We start from the raw sequence: 6396 nt of genomic DNA, 5'->3' as shown, positions 1-6396 counted from the left end.
TAATAGTTAAGATTAGTCTTGGATAAATTGTATTCAAGGCTACAATTTTTGGGATTTTTGAAAAGTTTGCGATTTACTGAGGTTCTGTTCAGTATGGAAGTATGTGGGCTTGTAACAAAGTAAACTATTATCGGCGCCTGATTCTCGGATTAATTCATCTTCAAGTCCCATGTTGCGGATAATTAGTTCAGCAGACTCTTCCTTGGAATTATGGTCTTCAGTTTTGAGGAGTTGGACTAGTTTTTGTACTAGTTCCTGTTGTGGTAAATAACAATGTCCATCCTCGGCGCCTTCGCTTAGTACGTGAATAATACCAGCTTTGTATCTATATTCTGAATTGGAAGGCACACCAATGTTGCGTGCAATTTTATCAGCAGTTATAAATCCAATACCATATATATCTGTGGCTAACTGGTAAGGGTTATTTGTAACAGTACCGATGGAACTGGCGCCATATTGTTTGAAAATCTTAACTGCGTAGGTTGTAGAAACACCATGAGATTGTAGAAAAACCATTACTTCTTTAATAGCTTTTTGAGTTTCCCAGGTTTTTTGAATCATCGCGATGCGCTTTTTAGCTATACCGCTAACTTCGGATAGGCGCCCGATTTGATTCTCAATAATATCTAGTGTTTCTAAACCGAAGTGAGCAACTATACGACGCGCGGTAACTGGCCCAACTCCTTTGATTAAACCGCTACCAAGATATTTCTCTATACCTGTTAGGGTTGCGGGTTTAGTTTCTTTATAACTTGCAACGTTGAATTGGGCGCCGTATTGAGGGTGGTCTTTCCAAAAACCAGTTAATTGAAGCGTCTGTCCTGGTTGGATATTAGCAAAATTACCAACAATTGTAGTGAGGTCACGGGCGCCGGGTCGTTGTAGACGCGCGACGGTATAACCAGATTCCTCGCTATAAAAAGTTAGACGTTCAACCACACCTGTAATAGTTTCAGATTTAGGCGTAGCATTAACTTGGTTAGGTAGGGTTTGCATTATTCAATTCGTAACAAGCGTTGTTTGGTAATTATATACTAGAGAGATGAAACAGGCACCCGTAATTAAAAACAAAATTATTTAGTACACGTAGTATTTACACAAGGAAGCATAGAACCTGCACAAAAGCGGAAAGATTAAGTATGTTTTCAAGTGGCGCCGCGCGCATCGTCGGAAACAGCAGTATGGTAAGGAGCTTAAAAATTGGCGCTATGTTTGGATTCGTGAAAGTATTATCAACAAGAACAAGTACGAAGAGGCGCCGAACATCTACAGAATCTACGAAGTAGGATAAGAATCATATTCTTCGTCATAAGTAGCAGATTTATAATCAATTAGATTAGATATAGAATTTTTCAACAAATCAATTTCCAAAATCAATCTTTCTATTTGCTCTTGTTGAAATATAAATTTTCGATTAACAGATAAAAGATTTTTATCTACATCTTTAAGATTCTGCTCAACTATTAAATCTAAATATGAATTAATTTTAAATATTTTGTCATCTAATGTCTTTAATGGAGTTGAAGCATCTAACTCAGTAGATAAATTAGCTAATTGACCCTGAAAAGACTTAGACATATGATCAAACAATGCTTCCAAGGTTTCTAATTTTTGGGTAGAAGCTTTTGTATTGATAACTTCAGAGAGCTTTTGAGTTTCGGTGCCTAGTTGTGATAATGAGGCACTTTGTACTTCGCTATTGTTAATTTTTGCCGTAAGCTCGGTACTAATGAGCGCCAGTTGATTTTGAAGAGACTCAAAGTTATCATTTAATTGTGCTTCTAACTTCTCTAATGTTTCAATCGAAGCTTTAGTGTTAATGGTTTCAGATATGTTTTGAGTTTTGGCGCCTTGTCGTAACAATAAGGCAATTGAATTTTCGCTCTTGCTAACTTTTGCCGTAAGTTCTGTAGATAATATATTAAAGTAGTTTTGAATTATACCAGATATATCATTAAAACGCGCTTCTAACTTCTCTAACCTTTCAATAGGAGCTTTAGTGTAAATGGCTTCAGATAATTGTTGAGTTTCGGCGCCTAGTTGTGATACTGGAGCAATTAAATTTTCACGATTGTGTACTTCTGTTGCAGTTTTTTGTTGTACCTTCCCACGATTAAGAAAATTGATTAAAAGCGCTATAGTAAGCGGCGCCGACACATAAAAGATGTTTCCAGTCAGCGTTGAGATAATAGAACCTATCACACTAACAATGATAAATAATGCTTCGAGATTCATAAAATTTAAACCAATAGTGTAAATCAAATTTATTTTTCATGCAGCAAAATATCGGCGCTTCATAAAAGACAGGCGCCGAAATATTTATTTAAACCATAACTACCTTTCCAGACTCTTGGATTTCAGATATAAAGTCTGAATAACCAGAAGAACTAATAGCAAGATAGTTTTCTGGGCGAGTAAGAGCAACATACATTAAGCAGCGTTCCTCTTCTACATTGGTATCGTCAAACTGTCGTGGTAGGTGGTCTGCCCACATGAAAATTACCGCACGGTATTGTAAACCTTTGGCAGAATGAATAGTTTGTACTTTAATACCAGGTTCAACAACTCGTGTTCGCGCGCTATAGTCGTTGGGGTCATTTAACCAAACAACAGGCGCCAAATCAGTTAAACCTTGAATCAACTGCTGTAAAATAGGTTGCTCGTTTTTATAGGCAAGTGGATAGAAGATAGCAATTTGTTCGGGTTTAAGAGGTTCAATTTTATTACCAAACCAAGTACCATCAAGCAAGTTTTTAACAATTGTAAGAACTCTGCTTGTTTCTTCCCTACGACTTAATGATTTAACTAGGACAGGTTTGACACCCGCGTAGCGTTGACACTTAGTCGGGTCTACAAACATTGATACTATAGAATTTTCTTCTTTGTCCTCAGTTTGTGGTTTGGTTGCAAAAATAGAAGCAAGCTCGATAATTTCTCGTGCGTTACGATAGTTTTTATCTAGGTCAAATTTGTTGGAAATAGTTCTACCTTGTGCTTTGATGCCAATATCTTTCCACCTTACCTTAGCGCGACCATACAGACCTTGACTACCATCACCGACAATCACTAAGTCGCCGTCGTTAGGGTCTTGCATTGCTTCAAGAACACATTTATACCATGAGACAGCAAAATCTTGGCATTCATCAATTAAGACACAATCATAACGACAGGTATCATTAGTACCATCTTCAAGCGTCTTTAAGAAACGCTCGCCTAATTGGTCGTTTGATTCCTTCTGTCTCCGCGCGGAACCATTAGCTTTTGCCCAACCATCAAAATGTTTGACTGTAACTCCCGGAAATTCACTAACAGCTTTATTTAAATAAGTAGCTAAAGCAACGTTATAGCAGAGTAGAAGAATTTTAGCTTCTGGATTTTGGGCACTTAATAACCGCGCTTTCGCAATTAACAGTACAGTTTTACCAGACCCAGCAACACCATAAATAATCCGGTGTCCATCACCAAGGTTACGCGCGTTATTTTCTTGACGTAAGTCTAAGACTTTTAAATCTAGTCCAATATCAAGTGGTTCAGAGACTTGTCCCGAAGCACTAACCTCGTTATTGGGTGTGGGTAGGACAATTTCACGGTGGATAATCGCTCTAATTGCATTAGTCTGATTTTCTCCTAACTTGGGGAAGCTCCAGAACGGGTCAAAGAAATTTTTAAAAACTTGGTAGAGTTGCTTCCCTGTAAACTCATCATCAGTCCAAGACTCAACAACGTCGCGCGTAACTACTTTATTTGGAGGAAAGGCGCCGTCTAAATTTCCAAGTTGGTGCTGTTGTACCTGTGACCTGGTCATATTAGACATAATTGCAAAGTGTCCAAATGGGAAAACAAACCTTCCTTTATGTTCTCCATCCTTCTGCAACAAACGTTTACCATAACTGTGGTTTTGACATTCATCCATCAAGGACAACATGTAATCGCGTGCTTGTCTAACTGGATGATTACGTCTAACTTCTCCGCGTTGTTCTTTCAAAAGAACCGAACCAGAATCGGCGCCTAAAATATCCTTGGGATACCAACCCTTCACCTCGATTACCAGTAACCCTAAATCTGGTAATATAACTATAAAGTCAGGGTAACGGTCTTCTACAATTGGCTCGTAGTATACGATGCAGTCATCGGGCAACTTTTGCAAAACTGAAAAAAGCCTCTTCTCTCCTGCTGACGCGCGGGAAGGAAGTTTATCAGGAACCATTTCTGCCATAGAATTTTATCTCGTTGTTTTTTATATCACAGTGTCCAGGCGCCGGGAATTAGAAGCTCAAATACAATACTGAGCATTTTTAATACTTCTTTAAGTTAATGTTGTAGAAGCACGCATGAAACCTGCAATTAGATAAAAACCAAGGCAAAAGCTCTCTGTGCAATACTTTTAGCTTGCGTTTTTATAGAAATAGTCTCTGGTAAGATGCATTCCTAAACAACATTAAAACATTTGTACTTAATTTAAGGTAGTAAATGCTTCCTTCATAATTTACACCTTGAATACAGAAAATTACGGCAATATTCAGTACTCTTTTATGCTTTTAATATAAGTATTTTTTATCAAACAACGCGAACTATCATGTAAATATCAATCTAATATACTGACAATAGTATATATGCTTGAAAAAATATCGAGACTTCAGGCGCCTCAACAGCACGATAAAACAACCTTTTCAGTACATATCGACTAAAAAATATTGATCAATTTTATAAATTCAGTATAAACTCGTGGAACAAGCAACTAACTGGTTACATCAAGTACAGTGTTGCGGAAGCTACAACTGAATAGTTGTTCTGTGGTCAATTGCCTGTTTTGAGATAGTAAGATTTTTTCCATCAAATTGGAGCGGCGCCTGTTGGGATAGACAGAGCGTGATTTTTGGGTGCAATTAAATTTTTGTTGAGTTTACAGTTTAGATATTCACTCTCACTTATGAACGAACTAACGAGCTACAAGGAATTCCACGACTTATTAAGATTGGGAAAAACACCATTAGACTTAGGATTTGTTAATAATATCAGCGTTGGTGATATTGCACGATTTGCAAGTCGTTATAACATGGCTAAATCATGTAAAGGTATTATTTTAGAAGGTTTTACTGATAAAACAACTGAGGGATATGGAGGGTTAATTAAACTTTCCTTGTGTTGGTCTACCTTTGAACAATTTTTAGAAATACGTGGCTTACAGCAAAAAGATACTAAAGAACTATTTGATGCGTATAATGCTGCTGCTTTATGTGAAGAGATTAAAACTTATGATAAAAAAAAGGCTTTTTATTCGTTTATATACCCAAGAGTAAAAAGGTCGCATCAATCAGAAATTGACAAACTGTTTGCAAGCCAGGAATTAAATAGTTCTTATCTTGTCTCAGGAATAAGGCATATATTTGTTCATGGATATTTATCTCCTCATGCAGGTGGTTCACAACCGAAAAATGTAGTGAAAATTTGTAATATAATTTCCGAGTTTGTATTATATATAATTGATTCGGAGTTTTCTAAACAAATAAATTCCTATTTAGTTATAAATTAGATAACCCGCTTAATTCATTTGTAGCGAATAACGAGTAATACATTTACCGACGGAGCGTTAAGGCGCCGATTGCTAAAAACCTTAGTACTTAGTACCCTTAGTTATTCTTAAGGGAAAGATGTATGACATTAAAAAACGTGTGGCGATAACGCTACACGTTGAAATTTTAAATTCGATATGGTGAATTTTAGTTATAACTTAATTCCCTCCAATAATCCAATTTGCTTCATATTTGTTGGTCTAAATTCATGAATACCAGGAGCAAATCGCTGGCGCCAGGTATCCGCCCAAATAAATTCAATTCCTGCACTAGATGCGGCGCCGTCATCCTCTGGTCTGTCCCCTATTAGCCAAGCTTCTTCTATTGCCTTATTTTGTAGGAAGTGGTTAATCATTCCGGCGCCGGGTTTTCTAAAACTTCCAAGCTCCGATATATCATTCTGCTTAATTTCTAAAGCATTATCTCTAAATATTTGCCATGCTGTCAGCCCTTCAAAGTCTGGGCAAAAGTAAATTAATTCAAGTTGTGGTAATAACTGAAGTGTATTTCTCATTTCTGTAATAGTAGTATCCTCAATCGATTTGTGAGGCTTACCAGTACTTTGGTTAATCGCTGCACATCCTCCCTGATTACTAATTCCTATCATTACGTAACCCTTGGAGCGGTGAAAATCTAAACCTTTGGTAACACCATCCATTACCTTGATATCTTCAGGGTTTTCTTTAAATGTGGCGCCGGATTGTGTTTCTGTTAAAGTTCCATCAACATCGAAGAATATTACTTTCATGGTTGTTTCTCCTTGAAATACCTGTAATTTAAGGGTTACGGGCGCCTCATAAATTCTAAGGCGCCTCAGAATAGT

At 37.1% G+C, this 6396-nt stretch carries 4 protein-coding genes and 1 pseudogene; 1 reads left to right on the top strand and 4 read right to left on the bottom strand.

The features are described 5' to 3' along the window. Window positions 1-72: 72 nt before the first annotated feature. The 3 genes and pseudogenes from DSM106972_RS48750 to DSM106972_RS48740 all read right to left on the bottom strand — a co-directional run. Window positions 73-996, bottom strand: a pseudogene (locus tag DSM106972_RS48750) (helix-hairpin-helix domain-containing protein); the annotation flags it as partial. Window positions 997-1275: 279 nt separating this feature from the next. Next, on the bottom strand, window positions 1276-2235 hold the full coding sequence (locus DSM106972_RS48745; RefSeq protein ID WP_127087469.1) for a hypothetical protein: 960 nt from the start codon (window positions 2233-2235) through the stop codon (window positions 1276-1278). An 88-nt stretch (window positions 2236-2323) separates the two neighbouring features. After that, window positions 2324-4216 carry a nuclease-related domain-containing DEAD/DEAH box helicase gene (locus DSM106972_RS48740; protein ID WP_127087468.1) on the bottom strand — a complete coding sequence of 631 codons (1893 nt, stop codon included), beginning with the start codon at window positions 4214-4216 and terminating at the stop codon, window positions 2324-2326. 714 nt (window positions 4217-4930) lie between these two features. Between DSM106972_RS48740 and DSM106972_RS48735 the strand changes: the two genes are divergently transcribed. After that, window positions 4931-5533, top strand: a complete 603-nt coding sequence (locus tag DSM106972_RS48735) for a hypothetical protein (protein WP_127087467.1) — start codon at window positions 4931-4933, stop codon at window positions 5531-5533. A gap of 191 nt (window positions 5534-5724) precedes the next feature. Here DSM106972_RS48735 and DSM106972_RS48730 read toward each other — a convergent pair whose 3' ends face one another. Further along, window positions 5725-6321, bottom strand: a complete 597-nt coding sequence (locus DSM106972_RS48730; RefSeq protein WP_127087466.1) for an HAD hydrolase-like protein — start codon at window positions 6319-6321, stop codon at window positions 5725-5727. Window positions 6322-6396: the final 75 nt, after the last annotated feature.

The sequence above is a fragment of the Dulcicalothrix desertica PCC 7102 genome (genome assembly GCF_003991905.1).
Lineage (GTDB): Bacteria > Cyanobacteriota > Cyanobacteriia > Cyanobacteriales > Nostocaceae > Dulcicalothrix > Dulcicalothrix desertica.
The sequence above is the reverse complement of the archived record's forward strand: the minus strand, read 5'-3'. Positions and strand labels throughout refer to the sequence as shown.

Coding starts and splice junctions, on each gene's coding strand:
- DSM106972_RS48745 (WP_127087469.1), bottom strand. CDS start 2,235: ATGAATCTCGAAGCATTATTTATCATTGTTAGTGTGATAGGTTCTATT.
- DSM106972_RS48740 (WP_127087468.1), bottom strand. CDS start 4,216: ATGGCAGAAATGGTTCCTGATAAACTTCCTTCCCGCGCGTCAGCAGGA.
- DSM106972_RS48735 (WP_127087467.1), top strand. CDS start 4,931: ATGAACGAACTAACGAGCTACAAGGAATTCCACGACTTATTAAGATTG.
- DSM106972_RS48730 (WP_127087466.1), bottom strand. CDS start 6,321: ATGAAAGTAATATTCTTCGATGTTGATGGAACTTTAACAGAAACACAA.